The sequence below is a fragment of the Chloroflexus sp. genome (genome assembly GCF_034432675.1).
In the GTDB taxonomy this organism is placed as follows: Bacteria; Chloroflexota; Chloroflexia; order Chloroflexales; family Chloroflexaceae; genus Chloroflexus.
Genome location: NZ_DAOUBI010000221.1, coordinates 1 through 22,696 on the forward strand (window position 1 = coordinate 1; position 22,696 = coordinate 22,696).

Here is a 22,696-nt window from a genome sequence, read left to right on the forward strand (position 1 = left end):
AACGGCCTTCGCGACCTCAGCGTTGCAGTGTCTTAACCGATACCCCCAGCAGCTTCGCCGCCTTGCCTATACTAAATAGTGCTTTCCATGAGGACAATACTACAATATTGCGCATAAAAGTCAATACTAGAGTACGGCTCCAATGCTTACAAAGTCAGAGAGGACGGCTTTTAACGCAGCGAGTGACGGTTCATGAATGTACATCATATGACCAGCAGGATAGAAACTCTCGCTGATCTGGCTGCGCAGGGCCGGATCGAGTGCCAGATGACTCAGCGTATAGCGGGTGGCAAAGTAGGGGGTTGCCAGATCGTAGTATCCACTTGCCACATGTACCCGCAGAGCCGGATTCCGATGAATTGCGCGGCGCAAGGTCTCGGCGACATCCACATAGCGGTTCTGATGGTCGTTGAAGCTCCAGGGCCAGACCCGCTCGGTGAGGATTTCATAAGGCAGGTCACTGCTAAAGCCCAACTGCTGACGCACGTAGTCGTTTAGAGCTGCCGTGTACGGGCCAAGAATGGCCGTCAGGCTCGGATCGAACTCGACCGTTTCGCCTACCGCGTCACGGTCGCTACCGGTAAACCGGCTATCAAGCCGGCCAACTGTGCGTTGCTGATCGCGCAATAATTCCTTAACAAACCGATCATCGCGAATACGTAATCGTGAACGCTCAATGTACTCTCGGCTCAGGCCGGTATAGCGCACCAGTTGGGTGATGATGCGCTCGGTAGCGGATGGATCAAGCTGGTCACCTTGCAACAGGGCTAGCGCATAGTCGCCGAGAGCAAAAGCCTCAGCCGCACGTAAGGTTGTGATCAGATCGCGTTGTAGCTCTGGTTCAAGACGGCGATGGTAGAAGGCAGTCGCTGTGTAGGCCGGCAGGAAGAGCATGTATGGCAAGTCGTTCCCGTGATCGAACGAGAGGGTCTGAAAATGCAGCACGGCTGAAATCAGGATAAGCCCATTCAGATAGAGACCGTGCCGCTCTTGTAGATAGCCGGCCAGACCGGCCGCCCGCGTGGTACCGTAGCTCTCACCGGCCAGGTATTTTGGCGACAGCCAGCGTCCATAGCGGCTCACGTAGAGACGGATGAAATCACCGACCGACTCGATATCTTTGCGAAAATCGTGGAACTGCTTCGCCGACTCACCTGCCACCGGTCGGCTATAGCCGGTGCTGACTGGATCGATGAAGACCAGGTCACTGACATCGAGCAATGAGTATTGATTGGGGGTAAGCCGTCCGGGTGGTGGTAAGGGCCAGCCCTCCTCTTGCATCAAGACGCGGTGGGGGCCGAGCAAGCCGAGGTGTAGCCACACCGATGATGAACCTGGTCCACCATTAAAGGCAAATGTGATTGGACGCCTACTCAGGTCGGTGACATCATCACGGGTGTAGGCGACGAAGAAGATACCAGCTCGCGCCTGTTCACCGGTACTGACACCGTCTTTCTCGGCCTCCTCCTTCATAATGATGATGCCGGTAGTCGCGGTGTAGCCAATTTCCACCCCGTTAATCGTCACCGAATGACGGGTTTGAACGATCTGATCGGTCAGCGGTGTCGCCGGCGCCGGTGATGGGTTTGTGGGTTGGTTCGTTGTTGTCATAAAACATGCTGTCCGCTATCATCCCAAACTAGTTCAGCTCGTCCGATGCGTACCAGATCACCGTCTTGCACGCCGGCTGCAATCAGGGCTTCGTTAATCCCACTCGCCTCAAGGACGCGCTGAATCCGGTCGAGCGCTTCATCTTGATCGAGATTGCTCATCGCGATCAAGCGTTCAATCTTGATCCCACGTACCCGGAAAGCCTCACCTTCACGTTCGATGGTAAAGGCATTCTCATCGACCTCTGGTAGAGGCCATTGCAATGGTGGTTCATCGGGATCGACCGGATCACGCTGTGGTGGAGGATCGACCCGCAGAAGGTCGGCAACCCGGCGCAGGAGAGATTCGATCCCCGCACCGGTGGCCGCAGAGATCACGAAGAGGTCTTCAGGAGCCACCGGCAATCGTTCACGTAAGATCGGCAGATTTTCCTGGGCAGCAGGTAGATCGGCTTTATTAAGAGCCACGACCTGCTTGCGCTGGGCAAGTTCAGGCTGATAGAGGCGCAGCTCGGTATTGATCTGCTCATAGTCATCCCAGGGATTGCGACCATCGACGCCGGCGGCATCGATAATATGGATCAACAGCCGGGTACGTTCGACATGGCGCAGAAAATCGTGACCGAGACCGACGCCGGCGTGAGCGCCCTCGATCAAACCGGGAATGTCGGCTACCACAAAGCGTTGCAGGCCAACTTCGACAATACCCAGGTTCGGGGTAAGTGTGGTAAAGGGATAGGCGGCAATCTTCGGGCGGGCGGCGCTGATGACCGACAGCAGCGTAGACTTCCCGGCGTTCGGAAAACCGACCAGCCCCACATCGGCTAACATCTTTAGCTCAAGCTCAAGGGTCAACTCCTGTCCCGGTTCTCCCAATTCGGCAAGCCGCGGCGTCTGACGAGTCGAGGTTGCGAAGTGGATGTTGCCCAACCCACCACGTCCCCCGCGGGCAGCGAGCAGGCGTTGACCGGGGCGGGCCAGATCGACACTGTACGTAACGCCGTCGATAGTTGCCCGCACTACTGTGCCCGGTGGTACCGGCACATAGACATCGGTGCCGTTGCGCCCGTGCATTGCATTTTTGCCACCGTGCCCACCGTTTTCGGCAACGAACTTGCGCTGATAGCGAAAATGGAGCAGCGTGTTGTATTCAGAATCGGCGATTAGGTAGACATGACCACCGCGACCACCATCACCGCCGTTGGGACCGCCACGCGGAACGTATTTTTCACGCCGGAATGTGGCCGCACCGTTGCCACCGTTACCGGCACGTACTACAATTGTTGCTTGATCAAAGAAATCGGTTTCAGTTTTCATAAGCGTATCAACATAGGGGTCTGCTGACGCCCCCAAATTGCGTTTATTTTTAACGGTCAGCTTTCATTATACGTCCGAGTGAGGTATGCAGAGCGGACATCACTCTACCAGGACAATAGGATACGTCTCCACAGGACAGAGAGAGTGTGTACCTGCACATGTTGGTTAGGGTTGACGTCGCAGGTATCACAACTTTGGAACTGGTCAATGGGGCAAAAGATTTCCAAGCCTGAAACGAGGTTGCTTTACCCTTCCTGCTTCAGGCCAGACATTTTCAGGTGCGCGAGACAATCTCTTCTAACGAAGAGCAAGCTATCTGAAAGAGCAGCAGCGCATTTCACCGGTGAAGACCCAACGTGTGAGACTAGACTTTGGTTTCGCCCTCGGTCTTCGCATCGCTGCGTGGCTCATCATCACCTTTTACCGCTTTGCGGAATTCGCGAATACTGCTGCCGAGTGCTCCACCCAGACCCGCCAGCTTCCCGGCACCAAAGATCGCAATCACAATAATCAAGATGATTAACAGCTCACCCCAGCCGAGACCACCAATCATACTGTACTCCTTCCTGGTTATTGCACCAGCGCTACCCATGACTATGCTCATTCATTATACCTCACCAGAGGGGTGTGTCAACGCTGCTCGGTAGGCTTCCAGGGTCTTGATTGCTGTCTGCGTCCAAGAAAATTGTTGAGCGCGCTTCAGGCCACGGGTACGCAGATCTACTCGTAAATCAGGATTGGTCAGAATACGCTGCATTGCTTCAGCAAGCGCAGTGGTATCGGTGGGTGAAACCATCAACCCGGCATCACCGACTACCTCCGGCAAGCTGGATGTGTTTGAAGTGATGACAGGTGTCCCGCAGGCCATTGCTTCGAGTGGTGGCATTCCAAAGCCTTCATACATCGACGGAAAGACAAAGACGGTAGCCGCTGCGTACCATAGGGGCAACTCCTCTTCGGGAATGTAACCAATGAACTTTACCCGGTCACGCAACTGCAACTGTTCGAGACGGGCAAAGATCGGTTCGTACATCCAGCCCTTTCCACCGCCAATGAGGAGAGGAACGGTCGGCACATGCCGGCTCAGGAGCGCAAACGCTTCGAGTAGCGTCGTCAGATTCTTACGCGGTTCAAGTGTTCCGACGTATAAAATGAAGTGCTCCGGTAGGCTACGGCGGACACGGAACTGTTCAAGTTGATCTGGCGCAGGCGGACGGAAGTGATGGCGCACGGCATTCGGCGTCACGACAACCCGGTCCGGATCGGCCCCTAGCAATCCCACTACTTCGCGTTTTGTATGCTCGGAAACAACGAGAATCCGACTGGCCCGCCGGGCGCTGAGCCGGGTGGCGAAATCGAGATAGATGCGATTGTAGGCCCGAAACGTTTGTGGAAAGCGGACGAAGGCCAGATCGTGAATAGTGATCACCGTTGGCACCGGACTGAGCAATGGCGCCACGTTAAGGCAGCCATGATAAAGGTCTGCCTTACCGCGCAACATGAGTGGGGCAATCATTTGTTCCCACGGAATCCGGACGCGCGGGTTGATGGTTGGTAAGCGTGATGGTTTGACCACAAAGTTGGCCGGTAAGCCGAGGGCCGCCTGATCGAGGCCGCGGGTAGTGTAGACGGTGTAGCGATTCTCGCGGTCAATGTGGGCCAGGTGGAGTAAGATCTGTTCGATATAGTGAGAAACACCGGCCCGCCGAAACGAGTGGGTGTGCGCAAGCAGATGAGCGTTGATGGCGATATGCATACGATTGATCGGTTGACTAAGGTGCTACCGCAGTACTGGTCTCGTAGCGATGGTGCGGTACCAATCCCCAATCACTAAACGGAAAGTAGATGAGCCATGCCTGACCGACAACCCGATCCAGGGGTAAGGCATCCCACTCTCGCGAGTCGGAACTGTTGCCGCGATTGTCTCCCATCACAAAGATACTACCGGCTGGCACCAGGACCGGTCCCTGGGCGCAAGGATACCCACCCAGACAGTAGGTGGACGCACCGCGCAGGTATGGCTCATCGAGCGGTTCGTTATTGACGAAGACTTTACCTTCACGAATCTCGATAATATCACCCGGCAAACCAATAACCCGTTTGATATAATCTTTACGTACATCACGTGGATACTCAAAGACAACAATGTCACCGCGCTGGGGAGGGCGAAAAGGATATACTATACGGGGTGGAAGATCGGATTGGCCGGGAAGCAGACGAAGTGGTGCGTTTAAATCGAAATGAAAATAGATGAGTTTGTTGACCAAAATATATTGACCGGTGTGGAGCGTTGGCTCCATACTTGAGCCTTCAATCTTGAAATTTTGCACAACACCGCGCACGATGAGAAAAACCAGCAGAATAAAGATTGCTGTTTCGAGCAGTTCACGAACCACGTACCGCAGCGGGGCACGAGGTTGACGAACCTGAACTGTTTCGGGATCACTCGTCAGGGATTCTGATGATGAAGGACTATTCGTCATGGCATGAACGTGGATACTCTATGCTACACTAAGAGAAAGCAGATACCATCAGAAATAGTATGCGGAGAGAAGGTTTTCCTCCGCCGCCTATGGCATTATACTCGAATAAACGGCAAATTGCTAGTCCGAAGCAATGAAGGAACGTCAATCCTATGTCATCGCTGGCCACACTAGCGCAACCGCTTGCCGATGGAACAATTCAGTGTCTGGCGTGTCAGTGGTGTTGCACGCTGGCACCGGGCGAGATTGGGCGTTGTCACATGCGTATCGGTCGTGAAGAAGGGATCGAATTGATCAATCACGGCATAATCAGCGGAGCAGCAATTGGCCCGGTTGAGGATCATCGCCTCTGGCACTTCTTTCCAGATACGACGGTGCTAGCGATTGGTGGATGGGGCTATGCGCTACCTGTTGATCAGCAGCGTGGTCCTTACAGCACATTACCAACCGAACCGGCGAAGCAGCGTCGGCTTGAACCGCAACGTGCCGCCGATTTTGCGCTCGAACGGCTTTGCCGCGGTGTGGTGTGGGCATTTGGTGAGCCGGCGGTCAATTTTGAATACGTGCTGGCGCTGCTGCAACTGAGCCGTGCTGCCAGCCGCTATACGGCGATTGTAACCAGCGGTATGCTGAGTCTGGAAGCCTTGAATGAACTAGGACCGTACCTTAACGGCATTAGTCTCGACCTGCGCGGCTTTTCCGATAATGCGTACCAACGGTTGGGTGGGATAAGCGACTGGCGCCACATTCTCCGTTTTGCCGAAGAGGCACAGCAGCGCTGGAAATGTCATATTGAGATTACGACCCGTATTCATCACGGCGTCAATGATCACCCCGATGAGCTGCGTGATCTGGTTGAGTGGATCAAGAAGACCCTGGGCGAGGAAACGCCGTGGCATGTGTTGCCAGGTGATGCCGGGAGCGAGACGGCAGCGGCAACCAGGCAGGCTCGTCGTATCGGCCACGAGGGTGGCTTACAGTTTATCTACGGTCACGAGCCTAATCAGCCAACACGTTGTCCGTCCTGCCACGCAACGCTGATCAATCGGCAGCACGGTGTGAGCCGGCGGGTTGGTCTTGATGGCAATCGCTGTAGTCATTGTGGTTATGCCACGAATTTGTATCTATCGATCTTTAAGGTGCATCGCACGTAATGTTGTTGTTAAACAGCAGACGACGCTGAAGGAGCGAGTTCTGCATTCGTAGAATCGAGAGCACCTCACCGACTATTGGTTGCACACGGTGTGTCTTGTGCTCGTTGCCCGTCTTGAATTGAGCACAGGATCAATTCCACACCCACAAGAGAGACGTGCTATGCGCAAACCTGAAATAATGAGTCCAGCCGGTTACTGGCCACAACTGTACGCTGCCATTGAAGCCGGCGCGGATGCGGTCTATTTTGGATTAACCCATTTTACGGCGCGGGCCAAGGTAGGCTTTACTCGCAGCGAATTACCTGACGTGATGAAGACGCTACATCGGCGCGGCGTGAAGGGGTATGTCACCTTTAACACGCTGGTGTTCGATCACGAGATACGGGCTGCCGCCAATGCTCTGGCCGAGATTGCCGCTGCCGGCGCCGATGCGATCATTGTCCAGGACCTCGGCATTGCGGCCCTTGCGCACCGGATTGCGTCTGATCTTCCCATTCATGGTAGTACGCAGATGAGTATTACCAGCGCTGAAGGTGTTGAACTGGCGGCTCGCTACGGTGTGTCGCGGGTTGTACTAGCGCGCGAATTATCGCTGGCAGAGGTGGCCGCGATCCGTGCCCGCAGCCCTATCGAGCTGGAGATCTTTGTCCACGGTGCGCTCTGTGTCTCGTACTCCGGCCAGTGCTTTTCCTCGGAGGCATGGGGAGGGCGCAGCGCCAATCGTGGTCAGTGTGCGCAGGCATGTCGGTTGCCGTATGAGATGATTGTCGATGGTGAGCACCGACCACTGGGTGCAGCTCGTTATCTCCTCTCACCGGGTGATCTGGCGGCAATTGATGATATGGCAACCATTGCGCACCTGGGTGTCAGTGCGCTTAAGATTGAAGGTCGCTACAAAGATGCTGAATATGTTGCGATTACGACGAATGCCTATCGCCGGGCGCTCGATGCTGCCTGGGCAGGTTTGCCGTCCGATCTGACCGTGGCTGATCGGCTGCATCTTGAGCAGGTGTATTCGCGTGGTCTGGGGCCGCATTTCCTGCGGGGAACCAACCATCAGGCAGTCGTTGAGGGACGGGCACCACGTCATCGTGGTCTCCTGATGGGGCGCGTCGTACAGGTACGGTCGGATGCGATCATCATTACGCCGGAGCCGGGGCGTGAGGCGGCGCCGTTGAAACCCGGTGATGGTGTGGTCTTTGATGCCGCCGACTGGCGAAGTCCAGAGGAGCCGGAAGAGGGTGGCCGGATCGTCGCCGTCGAACCGGCAGGTAATGGCCGGCTGGCAATCCGGTTTATGAAGGGGGTGATCAATCCGCGCCGGATTCGGGTCGGTGATCTGCTCTGGCGCACGTCTGATCCGCAGACCGAACGGATCGCTCGCCCCTTCGTCCAACCGGCGGCGCCGGTGCGCCGGCAACCGGTGCGTGTTCATGTCCAGGCATGCGCCGGTACGGCTCTGGAAAAGAGGTGGACACTCATCGATCAGCCGGCATTGTCGGTCGTTGTGCGGAGTGAGACACCGCTCACAACTGCGCAAAACCGACCGCTTGATGAAGCGACGCTACGTGATCAACTCAGTCGACTGGGGGATACGCCCTACATTCTGAGCGAACTTTCGGCGGTGATTGAAGGCAATCCCTTCGTACCGGTATCACTGCTCAACCAGTTGCGCCGTCAGGCAACGACGCAACTCGCCGAATTGCAGAGTCAACCACCCGCGTTGACCATTCTTAATCCCGATCAGGTGGTAGATGAAGCCCTGGCCGCAGTAGAACCGACTGCACCATCGGCAACACCGCACCTGCACCTGTTGGTGCGTTCGCCCGAACAGCTCGCGGCAGCGATTGCCCTGCGCCCTGATAGCATCACGCTCGACTACCTTGATCTTGAGGGATTGAAGCCGGCGCTGGCTCAGATTCGTGACGCCGGTATTCCCGCCCGGATCGCCGCCCCACGTGTGCTCAAGCCCGAAGATGAGCGGATCGTGCGGTTTCTGCGCAAACTACAAACCTCGTTGCTGATACGCTCAACCGGCTTGCTCGAACTGCTGCGCGATGATCCGACGGTAGCGTTGACCGGAGATTTCAGTCTGAACGCCGCAAATGTCCTAACCGCCGATCTGTTGCTGAAACTGGGATTGCAACGATTAACGCCCACTCACGACCTCAATGCCGAACAGATCGCGCATCTGGCGGAACGGATTGGCGGGAGCCGGATTGAGGTGATCGCCTACCACCATCTTCCGGTCTTCCACACCGAACATTGCGTCTTCTGTCGTTTTCTATCGAATGGTACCAGCTATAAAGATTGTGGTCGGCCCTGCGAACGGCATCACGTGGCATTACGCGATACGAATGGACGCGAACATCCGGTGATTGCTGATGTCGGTTGTCGCAATACTGTGTTCGGTGCCGAGGCGCAGGAAGCCAGTAAATACCTTGATCGCTGGCGGGCTGCCGGGATCGGGCACTACCGCCTGGAATTCGTCCACGAGTCGGCGGCGCAGGTCACTGCTATCAGCGAGGCATTTCGGGCGTATCTCCACAACACGATAAACGCAGCCGAGCTAGGCCGTCGCTTACGCCAGTGCTCACCGCAGGGCGTGACGGAAGGGAGCTTCTTCGTACCGGCAAACTATCAGTACATTCCACTACTGTAGAGAGGACACGCTCATGGTCGTGAGTTTGTGGGATCAACTGGCTCAGCGACTGGTTGATGCACTTGGTGCCCAGCACGGTGAACTGATCGAAGTCCGTGACGAAGCAGGTAATCAACGCTTGCTGCACGCGGTGCTGCTGGCTCTGGAGAGTATTGGAGCAGAACCGCTGATTACCATTCAGCCGGCGCAGCATATTGAACGTTTACTGGCGACAACACCGCCAGAGGTGCTCATCGAGCGACATCAGCGGTATGCCGAATGGTTGACGCACGTTGATCGCTCACTGACGCTGATCGGCGCTCAACCAGACCTGAAACGGGTGGCTGATGAAGCGCTGCGCGCCTTCGGTACATCCTACGACCGGCTGGAAATGGTGCGTGAGGAGCGGCGTATTCCACAGGTCATTGCTGCCATCCCGACCATTGGCAAAGCAGCCCAACTGGGTATTAGGCACGAAGAGCTGGAATTGCAACTGATGCCGGCGTTGCTGGTAGAACCGGCAGTACTGCGTGCTATCACTGAGCGGGTTATGTCGGCACTGCACGATACATCTACCATCACCATCGTGAGTGGGCCGGGGTATGAGTTACGACTCGATCACGGTGAACGTCCGTGGTTGAGTGATACCGGCCAACTGACCACCGGTGTCAACAAAACAGGGGCCATCGTGATCAACCTGCCAGCAGGGTCAATCTACACTACCGTCTTTGAGGAGAGTGTCGAAGGCGATCTCTTCTTACCGGTGGCCGGCCCGGCACGGGCAGTCCATCTCCACTTTGCTGGTGGTCGCGTCACGCAGATTGAAGCGGCCAGTGGAGCCGACCAGCTTCATGCGCTTTTCGACCGCCATAGTGGTGAACCACGCCGGATCAGCCATATTGGAATTGGCCTCAATCCGCAATTGCACCAGCCTATTGGCTGGACAATCGTTGATGAGCATATTCAGGGCGCACTCTTCATTGCATTTGGCGAAAACCGGTATATGGGCGGAGCTAATGCCTCATCGCTCAATGTTGATTTTGTGATCGGTGCGGCCAGTTTGCGTGTCGATGAGCGGGTGATTGTTGATCAGGGACAGTTAATCGTGTGACTGTCCACTCGTCACTTCGTTAGATAGGAGCATCGGAGCGACAATGTTGCAACCGCACGAAATGCGTCTGGCAGGTGATCTGTTAGACTTCTTGGGTGATCCATCTACTGCGATTGCCCGCGATTTTGCTACGCAGGCAACACTCATGCATATCGCAAGCGGTGTAACCGTCTTTGCTGAAGGCGATGAGTGTAGCTTTTTTGCTGTTCTTGCCGACGGTCAGATTCGGGTGTTCAAAATTGGCGAAACCGGGCGGGAGATTACACTCTATCGGTTTGGCCGCGGTGAGAGCTGCATTCTCACCACTAGTTGTGTCTTGAGTAATCATCAATTTCCGGCAATCGCTGTGGTTGAACGCGAGGCAACCGCCTTTCTCATTGGTCAGGCAACCTTTCGCGATTGGATCGAGCGCTATAGCGCCTGGCGTGACTATGTCTTTCAACTGCTTTCAAGGCGGCTGGTATCGGTAATGGCGATCATCGATGAGATTGCCTTCCGGCGGGTTGATGTGCGCCTGGCTGCATTTCTGCTCCGTCAGGCTGTCGGCGATCCGCCTACCCTCAATCTTACCCATCAGCAAATTGCCGCCGAGCTAGGCACGTCGCGCGAAGTCGTCAGTCGCATTCTGGCCGACTTTAGTGAGGAGGGGCTTATTAGCAGTAGTCGCGGGCAAATCACGGTGTGTGATCGAACGCTCCTGTATCGGCGGAGCGAGCTGCGCTGAAGCCGACCGACAAGGAGACTATTGTGGATATGTCGGTGCTGACTCGGAAACTTAGCGATAACGCCAGACGGATACAGGTATTGCTTGCAGGGGTATCGCTCGAACAGGCGCGTTGGAAGCCGCAACCTGCCCTGTGGTCGATGCTCGAAGTGATCGGTCATCTGGCCGATGAGGAGCAATACGATTTTCGGGTGCGCCTCGACTACACACTCCACCGTTTGGGAGAACGCTGGACACCGATTGATCCGGAGGGTTGGGTGACAGCTCATCGCTACAACGAAGGCGATCTTACCACAACCCTGGAGCGCTTCTTACAGCTCGTGCCGAATCGATCCAATGGTTGCGTAGCCTGCAATAACCTGACTGGAACACAACCTACACTGCACCATTTGGTGTCATACGTGCGGGTGATTTGCTGGCAGCTTGAGTAGCCCATAATCTGCTGCATCTCCGTCAGTTGGTTGAGCTGCACTGGGCCTGTTTGGTGCAAGAAGTTACGCCTTATCAGACGATCTACGCCGGTGCGTGGTGACGTTATGAGCAATGTGTGAGGTTTCGATGGCGATTCGAGTGTGTCTAGCGGGTGCAACCGGATGGGCTGGTTCGGCACTTGCCCGTGCGATTGCGCAAACTGATGATATTGTGCTGAGTGCTGCGATGAGCCGCCGTGCTGCCGGGCAGTCACTGGCCGATGTGTTGGGTGAACCACGATTGACATGTCCTGTCTACGCGACTGCTGCTGAGGCATTGACACAGCCGTGTGATGTCTTTTTCGAGTATACCCGTCCTGATGTTGCGAAAGTCAACGTCTTGACTGCCCTACAACACGGATGTCACGTGGTGATTGGTACATCGGGGCTGAGTGATGACGATTATCGCAAGATTGATGCAGTGGCAACAGCGCAGCAACGGGGCGTACTGGCAGCGGGCAACTTTGCCTTGACTGCCGTCTTGCTGCAACGGTTTGCCAGTATTGCTGCCCGCTACATCGAACAGTGGGAGATCATCGATTATGCCCGCGATAGCAAGCCGGACGCGCCGAGCGGGACAGCGCGTGAGCTGGCTGCCAGGCTGGGGCAGATTCGCTCGTCGCATCTGAGTGTACCGCTTGAGCAAACCCAGGGTATCCCGGCAACCCGTGGTGCCCGCCTAAACGGCATGCAAGTGCATTCGGTGCGTCTACCGGGCTATACAATCGGGCTAGAAATCATCTTTGGCATGCCCGATCAGCGGCTGAGTATTCGCCATGATGCCGGTGCCAGTGCCGAACCCTATGTCGCCGGAGCACTGTTGGCCATCCGGCGCGTGGGGAAACTGGTTGGTCTGCATCGGGGGCTTGATAGTGTCTTAGAGCTGTAGAAACCTGAGCACGTGAAGCAGGTATGCCGCTCGTGCGCATAGGTACGGTGCAGAGGCTCCCACAGCTCGCACATCCACGCCGGTATCATTGCGCTTACGTGCGATTCCACTGCATCTCAAAGGCAACATCCGGCGGCAGGTCTGGGCGAGCTGCGGCAGCGATGGCCAGTTCGTGACAACGTTCATTGTCAGGTACGCCCTGATGACCGGGCACCCAGACAAACTCAACCTGATGACCTTCACACAGCAAGCGCAATTCAGCCCAGAGATCGGCATTTTTTACCGGTTCGGTCTCGCTGCGCATCCAGTTTTGTGCCTGCCAGCGGTGTATCCAGCCTTTGCGAAAAGCATCGACGACGTAGCACGAGTCGCTGTGCAGGCGTACCGACACCGGTCGCTTAAGCGCACGCAGCCCGACAATACAGGCCATTAACTCCATACGGTTGTTGGTCGTGAGCCGAAAGCCACCGGTGAATTCCTTATAATGATCTTTGTAGCGCAGCACGACGCCGTACCCGCCCGGCCCAGGATTGCCGAGAGCACTGCCGTCGGTGTACATCATCACAATCCCGTTTGTGGAGGAAGAAGGAACGTTCTCTGAGGGGGATGTTGCCGGTCGCGACAATGGCTGTTGCGTGTTCTGATCCGGTTTAGCTTCGGCGTGTGGCGCATGCTCGTAGTCGGTGAGCAATTGCAGTGCCAGCGTCTGTTCGGTCGCAGGCAACGATCTTACCCACTCGTGGGCGGCGGCTATGGTTGAAAAGCCTTTGTAGAGTGCGCCGGGAAAGCCGGTTACCTGAGCAGATGCACCATCCTCACCTGACCACTGCTGATAGAGACCGGGATTTCGGCCACGTACCACAAGATAGAATTGCTTTTTTTGCGCCATACATTGTTGTGGTTCTGTACTCGATACCGGCGTTACTATACCATCTTTTTTGCACGTATCTGAAACTCGCCACAAACTTCTGCGCTTCGACCCTTGACTTTCACATAAACCTTGGGTATAGTACCTATGTCGGTATTTGCACACTGTATTGCCGGTCAGGCGTGAAGGAGGTGATGCCCATGGGTAGTAGTAAGCGTATGGGTGTCACCGCTGGTGAGGCCCGCTAAGCTTTACCGAACCGGTGACCCCTTCCTCCAGTGGGGAGACGTTGCACTGCAACGTCTCTCTTTATTTATGGCGCAGAGACGTCAGCGCATGATGTCAATTAGCACGCGATCTAAGATGTATCCCTTTGGCAACCCCTTATTCGCCGCATCCCTTTGTACGGCAATGCGAATAGACGAATGTGTCGTCTGTAGGGGCGGGTTCTAAACTCGCTCCTAAAGAATCATGCAGGCGACACCCACGGATCGTTGTGGGGCACGCATAGTCACGGTTCACCGCGTGTCTGGTGACAGGTAATAATGGCCGGTATCGATTAAGATTTGATATGGGTGGGATAATATACAGACTCCTGGTTTCCCCAACCCTTAACGAACCGTGCGAAAGAAGGTAACCATATCAAGCATCCCGTAGAGGCTGGCACTGCGAAACGTGATACTGGTGCCGGCAGTGTAGTGCAAAACAACTTCTTCCCAGGCCGGTACATCTGCCTGCGCTGCCTCGGCCAGCGCTGCGTACGCAAAATAACCGAGGGTAATGTGCGGCATGTACGGTTCATAAGCGGCTATGCCGAAGCGACTGCGGAAAGTAGCGTTCCAGGAGCTGCGCAGGCCGTTGAGGGTAGTGAAGGTATCCAGCGTCTCTGCGGTGGGTGCCAGCAATGCCACCAGAGCGGCTTGATGAACGATAACCAGCCTCTGCACGGTAAAACCAACCTGCCAGCCGCGCCGCCGGATCAGTGGTGAACCGGCAATGGTGCCGCTGATGAGATTGCCGTGGCTGAGCGCACCGGGAATATCGATCAACAAATCTTCAATGCGCTGCCGCACCTCTGGCAGCGCATGGGCAACATTGCCATCGTTTGGCCCATCCCAAAGCGTAACGTGATACGTTGCCGGCGGTAGAGCACAAAACAGATACCGGCGTAACAGATCATCGGTGTTGAGGGAACACATCGCGGCACGCAGACCGCGGTAGAGCGTATATTCGGGAATGGCGTCAAGAGCGCAATCGAGTCTTAACCATGGCCCGTCGCGCCGTAATCCAATATTGTCGAACAAGATGGTCAAGCCCCGGTACGTAGCCCAGCACGGCTTAAAACCGGCAATTTTGGGATTGGTGACGGTCAACATAGCGACCGGGTGAAATGATATTGTTGTGCCATAGCGCCTATACGTATCTATGCGCACACAGCAATAATACCTGATCGGTGAGGGATGCTATTACCTGCGCACAATTGGTACTCGACGTAGCTTTTTCGACAAAGGAAAATAGCAACGTTGTTGCTTCTCTGTATTGTTGCACCCTTACCGCCGGTTGTTACACAACAGCGTTGAACGCAGGCGTTACCGTATCAGCCCTCTCGTCCAGGCCGGGCGTTGGAGAGTGAACGGGCCTGTAGAACAGACCGATTCACTCTCCTGACTCAGATACCGAAAGGACCTAGCCCTCAACAGCTTTCAGGTCTTCCAGAATTGGCTGAGCAGCCTGGGTCAATTCATTGTTAACCTCGGCGAAGACGGCACTTGGTGTTTCGCCATTGACAATAATCCGCTCCAGGCCCTTGCCGATGATCTGATCGCCGTTGCGCACGAACACGCGGGCCGCATCCTGAGCACGGGTGTTCGGTAACTGATCGACTGCGGTCTTGAAATTCGGGTTCTGATTGAAGAACTCCACCATTTCCGGGGTTTGCCTGGTGCTGATGCGCACCGGCATGTAGCCAGTGCTACGCGCCCACACCCCAGCATTGGTAGCATTGGTCGCAAACGCGATATACTTCATCGCAGCCAGTTGCTTCTCGACGGGTGCGCGACTGACAATTGCCAGACCGGCACCACCCGTTGGACACCCGAAGTTGGTCTCGCGGGGCAGGAAGCCGACGCCAACTGGGAAGGTAGCATTTGCCTGAACACCGGCCAGAGCACCGGTTGAAGCCATCATCGACGCAATCGCGCCACCGATAAAGTCCTGATTCAGATTGGGCGAGAGCACTGCCCACTTCTCTTTGACCACGGTGTCCTGGTAGAACTGGGCAGCGCGTAGCGTGTTGGGATCGGTCATGGTCATGGTGAAATCGGGTTGCGAATACTGACCACCGAACTGCCAGACGACACCCTGGAAGAGCCACGCGATATAGCTGGCACCGTTAGGGTGACCAAAGGCTGACCGGCTCCCATCATTCTTCACCAGTTTTGGTGCCCATTCTGCAAACTCGGCCCAAGTCTCCGGTGTACGGTCAGGCAGACCGGCCTCAGCCCAAATGTCTTTGTTGTAGTAGAAGAGTGGCGTGCTACGGGCAAACGGAATCCAGTAGTGAACACCCTTGCGTACCCCTTCGTTCAGCAATACCGGCTCGTAGTCGCTGAAATCGAGATTGACCTGGCGGGCGAGATCATCGAGCGCTGTGATCGCACCGGCAAGGTAGAAACCGAACCACCACACATCCGAGAGCAGGATGACATCGGGGGTGGTGTTGGCCTGCAATGCTGCCGTAAACTTCTGCGCGGTCTCTTCGTAGCTGCCCTGGAACTGATATTCGACTTCAACTTCGTCTTGTGAGTCGTTGAACGCCTTGACCATTGCCTGCTCGGCTTCACCCAGATTACCGCTGAACGATCCCCAATACGTGATCTTAACCGTCGAGCCGGGCTGGCTGACGACCGCCGGAGCCGTGGGATTCTGACCGGTTGATTGTCCACTCTGTGCTCCACATGCTGCCAGCACCGCCGCACCACCACCTGCCATCATCAAGCGCAACAATTCGCGCCGAGTGAGTGTCTGTTTCATGCTTACTCCTCTTGAGATTAGACTATTTGCATACGGTACAAAACCGTATTGCACCAGGAATAGGGTCAACCCTTCACCGCACCGGCAGTCATCCCTTCAACAATTGCCCGCTGGGCAAACAGAAAGGCGATCAGTACCGGTACAATGAGAAAGAGTGAACCGGCCATTACTACACCCCAATTGGCTAACCCTTCGCTATTACGCAACCAGAAGACACCAATTGGCAATGTGCGCATATCGGTCGTATTCGTCACGATGAGCGGCCAGAGAAATTCATTCCACTTGCTTACCACCGAGAGCAGAGCCATCGTCATGATGGCCGGCTGAGCGATTGGGGCGACTACGCTGAAGAGGATGCGCAAGTGGCCGGCACCATCGACGCGCGCTGCTTCAAGAATTTCGCGAGGTACTGCCAGAAATGCCTGCCGTAGCAAGAAGGTACCGTAAGCGATGGCAGCTCCCGGAATGATGATACCCTGATAGGTATTAATCCAGCCGAGGCGGGCAATGGTCAGATAGTTCGGCACAATCGTGATCTCGACCGGAATCATCAGCGCAGCCAGCAGGAGCAGAAAGACCAAGTCTTTACGTGGAAACCGCAGATAGGCCAGCGCGTAGGCCGAGAAGAGGGCGAGGATCACTTCGAGGGCAGCGCCAAAGAACGTAGTGATGAAGCTATTCAGGTAATACCGGCCAAATGGCGCTGCCTGCCATGCCGCCGGAAAGTTGTCGAGGGTCGGATTTGCCGGCCACCACGTTACCGGCAACGAATAAATCTCACGAGTCTCTTTAAATGCTGCCATCACTGTCCAGTAGACCGGCAAGCCGATGACCAGCACCGCGCCGATCAGGGCAAAGTACCCGGCAATTCGCCACATCAGCAGCGAGAGCGGCAGCGACCGTCGGCGGTTAACAGTTGATGGAAATGCATGCTCAAGTTCGTTCGTGGTCATCATAACAATCCAGGTCTTATCCGTATGTCACCTGTCGTTCGAGGTATCGAATCTGCACAATGGTTAGTGCAAGCATGATCAAGAACAGCACAACTGCAACGACTCCGGCTTTACCGGCATCGTAAGAAACAAAGCCCAATTCGTAGAGGTGAAAGATCAGGGTCGTTGTAGCGTCCGCAGGACCACCGTTCGTGAGCACACGGATAATATCGAACGCCTGGAAACAGGTCAGCACACTGGTCACCGAGAGGAAAAAGGCAACCGGCGAGAGGCCGGGGAGAGTGACATTCCAGAAGCGTTCCCATGCACCGGCACCATCAACCCGTGCGGCATCGTACAGTTCACGCGGGATATTCTGTAAGCCGGCCAGATAGATCACAACCGCGTAGCCGATATTTTTCCAGACATACACAATGATCACGGCAGGCATTGCCCAGAATGAGTCGGCCAGCCAGTTGGGCGAGTCGAGGCCAAAGAAGCCGAGAAGTTGATCGATCAGCCCATATCGCGGATCAAAGATATAGCTCCAGACCACAGCCACTACCGCACCCGAAATCACGACCGGTGCGAACACAACCGCACGAGCGGTGTTGCGATAGCGTAGCGGTTGGTTGAGCAGCAGAGCTAGAAGCAGGCCCAGAACGAGGGTCAGGCCGACCGACCAGACGGTAAAGGTGGCCGTTTGCCAGATAATGTTCCAGAACCGCAGATCGCTGAAGGCAGCGATGTAGTTTTGGAGGCCGACGAATGGCATTGTGGGACGAAGAAAATCCCACCGCACCATGCTCAGATAGACGTTGTAGATGAGCGGCCAGTAGGTGAAAATGGAGAAGAGAAACAGATTAGGGCCAACAAATAGTGCAAATAACAACCATTCACGATGTTCGCGCCGCAACGTGTTAGGATGGTGCTCTTGTTTGGGCATGTGTGTGGTCATAGTATTCCGCTTGCTTTGTGCATGTCACTCGGCCTATGGTAAAGAGTGGAGATTAATCTATTATCATTGAGTTATTAAGTAAACGTTAATTTTTATTTGTGAATCGATTAAGGCGCCAATGGTGTGGAGTTTGGATCAGTGTGGTAGCACGACAGGCAAACATCCACGAACGTGCGCATTGCGCCGAGTCCTGATATATTGCTGTGATGGATAGGGTTAATTCTCTTGCAACGATCAATCTAGTATCAGCGTATCTTTGTAGGAATAGTTTGATCCTAAACCGGTAGCAGAGAAGTGTTACCATTGTTGTTAGAGGAGTTATCGTATTTCGATGGTTCTGGTCGTATACTTACCGAATGTCTGCTAGCTTGAAAGAGACGTGCATGCGCAGCATCTCTCGCACAATTGCCGTTGCGTATCTCTTGGCAACTGCTCTGCTGACAGTTACCACAGTTATATGGGGGTCGATTGGTTGGGCACCGTTGCCGTTACCCACCGCCGCATCACCGATCCGGATTGATGTGGCAATGAGTTCCGAGAAGGAGGCATGGATTCGTAGTGCGCTTGAACGCTTTGCCCAAACGAACCCAACGATCAACGGACGTCGGATCGAGGTGCGTTTGCAAATATCTGGTTCGCGAGAGTTGATTAATGCAATCGGGCAGGGGTACCAGCCAACGGCCATCAGCCCGGCGAGTAGTATTCAGTTAGCGGAGCTGCAACGGCAGTATCCCGATCTCTTGCGTGACCTGGCCTCGCCACTGGCACTCACCCCAATAGTGGCGCTGATGCGTGATGCTCCTTCGACAAATGGCATTACCAATCCCTGGCAACTCTGGCAACGTCAACTTCCTGATCAAATAAACCAGCTTAAGTTCGGTATCTCCTCTCCGGTGCAGAGTAACGGTGGGTTGCAGTCCCTGATCATTCTGGCTGCACAATACCACCAAACCGCCAGCCTGACGGTTGATCAGGTGCGTGATAAAGGCTTCCGGGACTGGCTCCGTCAGATCAGTACTCGTGTTCCCAACTGGCCAGACAGTACCGGTACACTGACGACCGATTTCATTATTCGCCCCGGCGTGTACGACATTATTACGACCTACGAAAATCTGGCGCTGCAGGCGTTTCGGCAAGGAGAGAGGCGCGGTTTGCGGTTACGTGTCTACTACCCGGCGGCAACGCTACTGAGCGATCACCCCTACGTTGTTCTGAGTGCGCCGTGGGTAGATGGTAACGAACGCACAGCAGCAATCCTGCTGCGCGATTTTCTCCGCAGTCCGGCAGAGCAGACGATTGCCATGCGTGAATACGGTTTTCGTCCGGTCATTCCCCAGGTGACGATCAATTTCGACGATACCTCGTCGCTCTTTGGTCGTTACCGCGAACGCGATCTGGGCGTACAGATCGATATTACCGCTCAGCTCCAGCTTCCTCCGCCAGAGATTGTCGAGGAGCTGATTGCCACATGGCAAGAAGTCAGGAGACCTTAGACGTGGACATCCAATTGTGAAAGGATATCGCTCTATGGCAATGCGTCGTCATACGTTTATGACCATACTGTTGCTGTTACTGTTCACACTGAGCGGTTGCGGTGATCTCTTGCCGGTAGGTATTGGTGATGCCAATCCCGTTACCATTACCATCGCCTACAGCCCAGAGAAAGACAAGTGGCTAACAGAACAGATTGCCCGTTTTAACGGGCAGCGTGCCGTTGTCAATGATCGGCGTGTTGTGGTTGAGGGTATCAACAAATCATCGGGTGCCGCCCGGACCGAGATCAAGAATGGCACGCTGCAAGTAACGGTCTGGAGTCCGTCGGCCAGCACCTGGCTGGAAGTGTTGAAGCAAGAGACCGGCAATCAGAATGTTGCCATCTCGAACAAGCCGCTGGTGCTGACACCGGTGGTGATTGCGATGTGGAAGCCGATGGCAGAGGCCATGGGCTGGCCGAACCGTCCGATTGGTTGGAAAGACATACTCGATCTGACGAACGATCCGGAAGGGTGGGGGCGCTTCGGGCACCCGGAATGGGGGCGCTTCTCGTGGGGGCACACCGATCCCGAAATCAGCACCACGGCGCTCAGCACACTGATTGCCGAATTTTATGCTGCCACCGGCAAGCGCGAGGGATTGACCGTTGCCGACGTGCAGAGCGAGCAGGCGACCGCGTTTATCCGTCAGTTGGGGCGCAGCATCAAACATTACGGCTACAACACGCTGATCTTCAGCGAAAACATGAAGAAGTTCGGCATGAGCTACATCTCGGCCTTTCCGATGGAAGAGATTACGCTCATCGACTTTAACAAATTCAACCCGCCCCCGACACCACTGGTCGCTATCTATCCAGCCGAAGGTACCTTCTGGCACGACAACCCATTCATCATTATGGCAAGTGCCAGCGCCGATGAACAGGCTGCTGCCGAACGTTTCTACGAGTTTCTACTCAGTGAAGAGAGTCAGCGGGCGGCGATGCAATATGGCTTTCGTCCGGCCAATCCCAACGTTCCGCTAACCGACCCGATCAGCCCGGCGTTCGGTGCCGATCCGCAGGGTGTCCAGACAGTGCTGGCCGTGCCATCTGCCGAGGTTATTGTTGCAGTCAAAGACTCCTGGAAGCTCAATCGCAAGCGGGCCGATATTCTGCTGGTAGTGGACACCTCCGGCTCGATGGAAGGTGATAAGATGACGATGGTGAAGGCGGGGATTGAGACCTTCCTGTTGCGAATCTTGCCCGAAGATCGGTTAGGGCTGATTACGTTCGACTCGCAGGCGCGGCTGGTGGTGCCCATGGCCCCGCTGAGCGACAATCGGATTGATCTGCAGATCGCAGTTCAGGAGATGCGTGCCTCTGGTCGTACCGCCCTATTTGATGCCCTCGCGCTGGCGCAGCAGACGTTGGAGGTGTTACCGCCAGCTGAGGATGACCGGATTCGGGCAATTGTGCTGCTCTCTGATGGTGCTGATAATGCCAGCCGGTTTACACTTGAACAGATTCGGCGTCAGTTTGACGAGAGTGGTATCTCGATTTTTCCGGTAGCCTACGGCAGTGATGCTGACCGTCGGGTGCTCGATGCGATTGCCGAATTTTCCCGTACCATCGTTGTGGTAGGTGATACGGGAGATATTGCCCAAATCTTTGAGAACTTGAGTCGCTACTTCTAAACCACGATTGGGGCAACCCGCCGGCTTGGGTATGTTGTGAGAGAGTATGTGCGCCTGGACGATGGCTCTTGCTCAACTGTAGGTAGGTCGTATGAAGGCATTACGCATCGCTGCCCGGCAACCACTTACCGTACTCGTGCTGGTGGCTGCCATCTTCGGCGGATTAACCCTTACCATCTGGTGGTTACCGCTCGGACTGGTGATCTACGGTGTCGTCGTATGGCTGGCGGCCCAAGACCCCTTATTGACGGCTCCGCCGGCGCGGCCACGCTCACGGATTACCAGTCCACTGTTGCGCACTGCCATCAATGAGATCGAACGTTCACAGCGTGAGGTGGAGCGGGCAGTGGCCGGAACGCAAGGGGCACTTGCCGGTATTCTCACGAATATTGTCACGCAGACCCGTGATTTAGTCGAGGAAGCGTATTTCCTTGCCGATAAGGGCCAGATCATTGAACATTACCTGGCATCGAACGATTACCAGCGCCTCACTCAACAAGTAACTCAACTCGACTGGCAGATCAGTGCAACGATTGACCCTTTTACCCGCCAGCAGCTTGAAGAGCGTCGTAAGGCGCTGCTTGATCAACAAAAACATCTCCAGGACTTGCGGCTGTACATTGACCGCATTCAGGCCCAACTGGCGAACATCGATGCCAGTCTCGATACGATCCTGGCCGAAGTGATTCGCTTGCGCACAGCCGATGCGGTGGCAATGTCTTCGGCAAGCAGCAATGTCCAGCAGCGCCTGGCCGATCTCCGTAGTGATATGGAGGTGTTTCGGAAGGTGCTGGATACGGCAATGACCGGGATATGAGTAGCCCAGCTCTGGTTGGCTATGGTGTACGTTGTAACGCGGTACACAGGCGGCTTGCTCAGCCGGGTAATGATTACCTTGTCGGATGGCATCCCTGCTGCATCTGATAATGCTCGGGTCGTCTGTTTGCGTGCGGTAGTTGCTCTGTTGCCCACATTGATGAGATGTGCTAACAATAGCTTATGCACCCGCGAGCAAGCCGTTGTGGCAACGTTGCGCATCTCGCCTCTCACCTGAGCCAAACGGCGCTGCCACGTTCTGCGCCTCCAAACCGTCCGCCTCATGGCACCGTGCCCCAGGTGGCGGCGTGCGTGCTGCTGATGGTCGCCCGCGCCCGCAGGTACCGCGCCAAGGCAGCGTGGCTGTTGACCACGGACCAGGTTCGCCAGGTATTGGACCTGCCCAACCTCCCCGATCACCCCACCGTGCAGCGTATGCACGACGGTGCACACGGTGGACGGTGCGCCGATGCAGAACCAGCTGCTGGATGAACAGGGGAGCGACGAAGCGTGCGTGGCGGTTGA

19 protein-coding genes are annotated in these 22,696 nt (G+C 55.5%); 9 read left to right on the top strand and 10 right to left on the bottom strand.

From position 1 onward, the window contains the following. Positions 1–126 precede the first annotated feature (126 nt). The 5 genes from VAE55_RS16340 to lepB form a co-directional block, all read right to left on the bottom strand. Positions 127–1,611 (bottom strand): S10 family peptidase, encoded by a 1,485-nt coding sequence (locus VAE55_RS16340; RefSeq protein ID WP_322816793.1) that lies wholly within the window; start codon positions 1,609–1,611, stop codon positions 127–129. Further along, positions 1,608–2,927, bottom strand: coding sequence for a GTPase ObgE (gene obgE, locus VAE55_RS16345; protein ID WP_322816794.1), 1,320 nt, complete (start codon positions 2,925–2,927; stop codon positions 1,608–1,610). The genes VAE55_RS16340 and obgE overlap by 4 nt, the downstream gene beginning before the upstream one ends. Before the next feature lie 364 nt (positions 2,928–3,291). Next, complete coding sequence (gene tatA, locus VAE55_RS16350; protein ID WP_012257168.1) at positions 3,292–3,480, bottom strand: twin-arginine translocase TatA/TatE family subunit; 189 nt, start codon at positions 3,478–3,480, stop codon at positions 3,292–3,294. Positions 3,481–3,534: 54 nt separating this feature from the next. Then, on the bottom strand, positions 3,535–4,683 hold the full coding sequence (locus VAE55_RS16355) for a glycosyltransferase family 1 protein (RefSeq protein ID WP_322816795.1): 1,149 nt from the start codon (positions 4,681–4,683) through the stop codon (positions 3,535–3,537). Between the two features lie 16 nt (positions 4,684–4,699). Then, positions 4,700–5,410, bottom strand: a complete 711-nt coding sequence (gene lepB / locus VAE55_RS16360; RefSeq protein ID WP_322816796.1) for a signal peptidase I — start codon at positions 5,408–5,410, stop codon at positions 4,700–4,702. A 152-nt stretch (positions 5,411–5,562) separates the two neighbouring features. Here lepB and VAE55_RS16365 point away from each other — a divergent pair, with 152 nt between their 5' ends. From VAE55_RS16365 to dapB, 6 genes are all read left to right on the top strand, one after another. Then, positions 5,563–6,564: a radical SAM protein gene (locus VAE55_RS16365; RefSeq protein ID WP_322816797.1), complete on the top strand. Its 1,002-nt coding sequence runs from the start codon at positions 5,563–5,565 to the stop codon at positions 6,562–6,564. Positions 6,565–6,724: 160 nt separating this feature from the next. Beyond that, positions 6,725–9,226, top strand: coding sequence for a U32 family peptidase (locus VAE55_RS16370; protein WP_322816798.1), 2,502 nt, complete (start codon positions 6,725–6,727; stop codon positions 9,224–9,226). Between the two features lie 13 nt (positions 9,227–9,239). Then, entirely contained in the window at positions 9,240–10,316 is a 1,077-nt protein-coding gene (locus VAE55_RS16375; protein ID WP_322816799.1) for an aminopeptidase, read from the top strand. Positions 10,317–10,359: 43 nt separating this feature from the next. After that, positions 10,360–11,040 (top strand): Crp/Fnr family transcriptional regulator, encoded by a 681-nt coding sequence (locus VAE55_RS16380; RefSeq protein ID WP_322816800.1) that lies wholly within the window; start codon positions 10,360–10,362, stop codon positions 11,038–11,040. A 29-nt stretch (positions 11,041–11,069) separates the two neighbouring features. Continuing rightward, positions 11,070–11,471 carry a DinB family protein gene (locus VAE55_RS16385; RefSeq protein ID WP_322816801.1) on the top strand — a complete coding sequence of 134 codons (402 nt, stop codon included), beginning with the start codon at positions 11,070–11,072 and terminating at the stop codon, positions 11,469–11,471. A gap of 127 nt (positions 11,472–11,598) precedes the next feature. After that, positions 11,599–12,399, top strand: a complete 801-nt coding sequence (gene dapB, locus VAE55_RS16390) for a 4-hydroxy-tetrahydrodipicolinate reductase (protein WP_322816802.1) — start codon at positions 11,599–11,601, stop codon at positions 12,397–12,399. A 94-nt stretch (positions 12,400–12,493) separates the two neighbouring features. Here the strand turns inward: dapB and rnhA are convergent, their stop codons facing one another. The 5 genes from rnhA to VAE55_RS16415 all read right to left on the bottom strand — a co-directional run bounded on the left by rnhA (position 12,494) and on the right by VAE55_RS16415 (position 18,190). Then, positions 12,494–13,288 (bottom strand): ribonuclease HI, encoded by a 795-nt coding sequence (gene rnhA / locus VAE55_RS16395; protein ID WP_322816803.1) that lies wholly within the window; start codon positions 13,286–13,288, stop codon positions 12,494–12,496. Positions 13,289–13,878: 590 nt separating this feature from the next. Continuing rightward, complete coding sequence (locus VAE55_RS16400; protein WP_322816804.1) at positions 13,879–14,643, bottom strand: hypothetical protein; 765 nt, start codon at positions 14,641–14,643, stop codon at positions 13,879–13,881. 310 nt (positions 14,644–14,953) lie between these two features. Next, positions 14,954–16,300 (bottom strand): ABC transporter substrate-binding protein, encoded by a 1,347-nt coding sequence (locus tag VAE55_RS16405; protein ID WP_322816805.1) that lies wholly within the window; start codon positions 16,298–16,300, stop codon positions 14,954–14,956. 65 nt (positions 16,301–16,365) lie between these two features. Further along, positions 16,366–17,256, bottom strand: coding sequence for a carbohydrate ABC transporter permease (locus tag VAE55_RS16410; RefSeq protein ID WP_322816806.1), 891 nt, complete (start codon positions 17,254–17,256; stop codon positions 16,366–16,368). A 13-nt stretch (positions 17,257–17,269) separates the two neighbouring features. Then, the gene (locus VAE55_RS16415) at positions 17,270–18,190 is read right to left on the bottom strand and encodes a sugar ABC transporter permease (RefSeq protein ID WP_322816807.1); all 921 of its coding nucleotides are present in this window, start codon (positions 18,188–18,190) and stop codon (positions 17,270–17,272) included. 383 nt (positions 18,191–18,573) lie between these two features. Between VAE55_RS16415 and VAE55_RS16420 the strand changes: the two genes are divergently transcribed. The 3 genes from VAE55_RS16420 to VAE55_RS16430 all read left to right on the top strand — a co-directional run bounded on the left by VAE55_RS16420 (position 18,574) and on the right by VAE55_RS16430 (position 22,172). Further along, on the top strand, positions 18,574–19,683 hold the full coding sequence (locus VAE55_RS16420) for a substrate-binding domain-containing protein (RefSeq protein ID WP_322816808.1): 1,110 nt from the start codon (positions 18,574–18,576) through the stop codon (positions 19,681–19,683). A 34-nt stretch (positions 19,684–19,717) separates the two neighbouring features. Continuing rightward, positions 19,718–21,355, top strand: a complete 1,638-nt coding sequence (locus VAE55_RS16425; RefSeq protein ID WP_322816809.1) for a VWA domain-containing protein — start codon at positions 19,718–19,720, stop codon at positions 21,353–21,355. A gap of 91 nt (positions 21,356–21,446) precedes the next feature. Then, on the top strand, positions 21,447–22,172 hold the full coding sequence (locus VAE55_RS16430) for a hypothetical protein (protein WP_322816810.1): 726 nt from the start codon (positions 21,447–21,449) through the stop codon (positions 22,170–22,172). The last annotated feature ends 524 nt before the right edge of the window (positions 22,173–22,696 follow it).